Source organism: Corynebacterium sp. 122RC1, assembly GCF_024580955.1.
Taxonomy (GTDB): domain Bacteria; phylum Actinomycetota; class Actinomycetes; order Mycobacteriales; family Mycobacteriaceae; genus Corynebacterium; species Corynebacterium kozikiae.
Genome location: NZ_JANIKD010000066.1, coordinates 1 through 426, shown reverse-complemented (window position 1 = coordinate 426; position 426 = coordinate 1). Strand labels below are relative to the sequence as shown.

General features: G+C 45.5%; 1 protein-coding gene. It reads right to left on the bottom strand.

The window, feature by feature from the left end; translation table 11 throughout:
* Window positions 1-426: ATP-binding cassette domain-containing protein (locus NQ050_RS11095; RefSeq protein WP_257039401.1), on the bottom strand; the 426-nt coding region annotated here is incomplete at both ends.

The following is a 426-nucleotide window of genomic DNA, read 5'->3' as shown; positions in this document are numbered from 1 at the left end:
GTTAACAGCAGACAGGCGGTGGGTCACAATGACATTGGTCTTGCCTGCACGTTCTTTCTGGATATTTTGGATAATCTGGCGTTCTGTCCGAGCATCAACTGCCGACAAAGAATCGTCCAGGATCAGCAAATCTGGCTCTCGCAGGAAAGCACGGGCAATGGAAATCCGTTGTTTCTGACCGCCAGAAATAGACACACCACGCTCACCAATCATGGTATCAAGACCATCACTCATCCGTTTTAAATCTTGACTAAAAGCTGCGGTTGCGATAGCCGCTTCAATTTCTTCCAAACTACTGTCACGCTTACCAAAGGCAATATTTTCCCCAACAGATTTTGAAAAGAGAATGTGTTCTTGGGGAACATAGCCGATTTTGCGTTCTAGGCTAGAGCGTTTAAAGTCAAGGACAGACTGATGATTAACAAG